This window comes from Haliea salexigens DSM 19537, from assembly GCF_000423125.1.
Taxonomy (GTDB): Bacteria; Pseudomonadota; Gammaproteobacteria; order Pseudomonadales; family Halieaceae; genus Haliea; species Haliea salexigens.
In genome coordinates, this window is sequence record NZ_AUHJ01000055.1 from 1 (window position 1) to 3,012 (window position 3,012).

Sequence of the window (3,012 nt, forward strand, 5' to 3'; positions counted from 1 at the left end):
TCCTCGCTATATTGTCCCACGCTGGTCTCACTGACCGCCCCCTCCTTGAGATTTAGAGTGAAAAATGGACACGACATCTATCCTGACAGAGGGGGCATCAAACATGTCGTAGGTTGCCGATTCATGGTCGTACCTTACTTTGATTGCATCACTCGTAATCGTAGCTATCACCTGTACTCCACTCGTAAAGTAGATCGGTTCGGATTCGGTTTCCGCACCCCGAGGATAGCGGGCACGGAACTTCATCGCGGCTTCGTCGTTTACGCTGAATTCGTAGGAAGACATTGGGGCAATGTTGCCAAGCTCCTTCTCTTCATTTCGCCATTCTGCGACAACGAAAACTGGCTGCGTCGTTGTATTCACCACCTCGAACGCTGGATCGAAGAACGACGGGACCGCCAATATAACCAAGACCCCGAAAAAGATTGCGAATGCTACGGTCAGAATGTTGAAGGTGCGCCGAATCATTTAGATATATTATATTGTTATCGCGGAGCGTTGCTGAAGAGAGCAATTGAAGTTGACTGTTCTGCTGCCGCTCTGCGAGCGCGCGACGCACCATCAAGCCTTCGGCTTCGCCACTACGATGCTGAGCGGCGAAGGCGTCGGGACGATCTGCTCAAGGGCAAAGCCAGCCCGATCGAGCAAATCACGAAACTCGGCGGCAGTACGCTCTTTCCCGGTAGCCATCATCATCATATTCAGGTCCATCCACTTGCCCATGTCGAAATCGGGGGTTTCCGGGATTACGGACTCCACCAACATAAGGCGTGCACTTGGACTTGCGACCTTTTTTATGTTGGTCAGAATAGCAACGGACTCCTCGTCAGACCAGTCGTGAAGGAGCCAGCGCATCACATAGGCATCAGCTCGGACGGGAACATCCTTGAAGAAGTCTCCACCGACGCGCTCGATTTGGCCGTGCTCCGGTGCCTCCGCAACGACATTCGGTTGATCGAAAAGAATGCCTCGGCAGGAGGGGTGCGCTTCGAGGATGCTCACCAATTGGGAGCCGATTCCGCCTCCGATATCGGCGATCATAGGGTATTGGCTCCAATCAAGAGCCACAGCCACGGCCGGACTGATCGAGGTGCTCAGGTCGCGCATCGCTTCATTGAAGATAGAGTACGTCTCTGGGTTCGATTGCATGTGCTGCCACGCGTTCTCGCCCGTCACTTGATCAAAGCCGGGACGCCCATTCTTTAGTGACAGCATCAATCCTCGCCACCCCTCGAATACCGGAGCGCCCGAGCAGAGTGTAAAGCGAATCCAAGCCCAATTAGAGCCTGGTAAATTTCGTCGGAGGCAATCGCTCGCGGGCGTGTTGCCAAATACTCCGGGCGCTGTCTGCGTGAAAATCCCGGTGCTCTCCAGAGCCCGCAGCATCCGATACAGGCTCGGTGCGTGCGTCTTTGTACGCTCCGCAAGAATGTCAGCGTGCAGGGGACCATCAGCCAGCATATCGGCGAGCTCAAGCTGCGCGGCGGCACCGACGCAGCAACTCTGCCAATGGTTGTTGACAATACCTAGAATCTGCTCCTCAGGAGTTGCTGCGCTCATTGTGGATACCTCTATTGTTGGTCTTCAAGAATCCGTGGCAGGCGTTGCCGGGTCGAAAGCGGACATTTCGGCCCCAACTCTACCGCCTTAACCTTGAACTCATTGCGATACCGCCACGACCTTCTTGGCTGTGTGCACCTTTGTATTAACAGACTCCTCGTTGAATTGAGGTGTCCGTTCTAGCGGATGAAGCTCAAACGTCCGCTGCAACGATTTTTTAGGTTTCAACACGACCGAACTCCCGAACACCCTTGCGCCAATAATAAAGACCAAAAACGGTTGCCACTATTGGTACGGCCACGCCGAATTCATCTGCAAACCACTCCGTGGATTCATTCGCCTCCGTCAAGGGTGTAAAGAACTTCTGAAGAAATACGTTGTGGCTCATGTGAAACGTTACTGCCGGCCACAGACTGTTTGTTTTGTAGCGAAAGTACGCCATTACAACGGACATTGATGTAAGGCAGACCGTAAATATTACGAGCTGGAACAGCAGTGGGGTTCCGGAATTACCATAGAACCCCAAAAGCATGAGTGGCCAATGAAACATTGACCAGAGTATACCGCTAAGAATTGCCACTTGAGAGAAGCTGAGATTCTTGGATAGCGCAGGCACCAAGAGCCCGCGCCAACCCACCTCTTCACCGAGGACACCTGGCAAAAGTAGTACGAAGCTCACAGTCGCGGTAAGAACAAACCGCAATGCAATGATGGATTCATCTGACCAGGAATCCAGCATGTAGCCACTTCGTATCTGCTCGACAGCGCCGCTGTCATACCAACTACCGAGCGAAAAGCCCCAAATGCCAACATAGGCAATCGCCGCATAAGCAAGAGGAATCAGGTAGCTTTGATACTGATACTTCCAATCGCCCCAACCCCAACCAAGGGAGCTGAGTTGACGACCGCAAACGAGACAGGCTCCAACAGCTGCCAACCCAACGGTAAGCATCAATGGACTTGCGCTCTGAAACCTCAGCAGTAGCCACACGCCCAACGGATACAGGCAGACCACAAACAGGATAAAGGTGCTAGTAATTCGCCAGGAACTATTCAATGGTTTGGCCCCACGCTGCTGTTGGATGTTGAAGCATAACGCTGCCAACACAGGCGGCCGGAACGTAGTGCAGGCCGTCCAGCGCAATGCGTTTTTTGCATTGCACGAATGTGCATGGCCTTGTTATGTTTCGTTAATATAGATCCCGCGCGCCTAAATGTTTATCACTGGATCTTGGAGTCACTCGATTCTGCATTCTTCTTTTTTGATGCAATACCGATAACCATAAACACTATTCCTATGGGAATCAGCTCGGTTCTATCGTTACCAAGGATGCTCGGTAACATGAGCAAAACACCGCCTAGTGGGACGCTTGATTAATTAGGTAACGCATTCTTTGCTCTATCAACGGCTGCGAGGATACCCTTCGCATCCTTGGTCCATTTGAACGGTTT

The 3,012-nt window shown here is 52.3% G+C and carries 3 protein-coding genes; all 3 read right to left on the reverse strand.

What is annotated here, in order from left to right:
- Positions 1 to 27 precede the first annotated feature (27 nt).
- Positions 28 to 468 carry a hypothetical protein gene (locus G533_RS0119120; protein ID WP_027951288.1) on the reverse strand — a complete coding sequence of 147 codons (441 nt, stop codon included), beginning with the start codon at positions 466 to 468 and terminating at the stop codon, positions 28 to 30.
- 93 nt (positions 469 to 561) lie between these two features.
- Complete coding sequence (locus G533_RS0119125) at positions 562 to 1,560, reverse strand: methyltransferase (RefSeq protein ID WP_027951289.1); 999 nt, start codon at positions 1,558 to 1,560, stop codon at positions 562 to 564.
- Between the two features lie 217 nt (positions 1,561 to 1,777).
- Positions 1,778 to 2,617, reverse strand: coding sequence for a CPBP family intramembrane glutamic endopeptidase (locus tag G533_RS0119130; protein ID WP_027951290.1), 840 nt, complete (start codon positions 2,615 to 2,617; stop codon positions 1,778 to 1,780).
- Positions 2,618 to 3,012: the final 395 nt, after the last annotated feature.

Excerpts from the sequence above, each read along its gene's own strand:
- G533_RS0119120 (WP_027951288.1), bottom strand. The coding sequence starts at position 468 with ATGATTCGGCGCACCTTCAACATTCTGACCGTAGCATTCGCAATCTTT.
- G533_RS0119125 (WP_027951289.1), bottom strand. The coding sequence starts at position 1,560 with ATGAGCGCAGCAACTCCTGAGGAGCAGATTCTAGGTATTGTCAACAAC.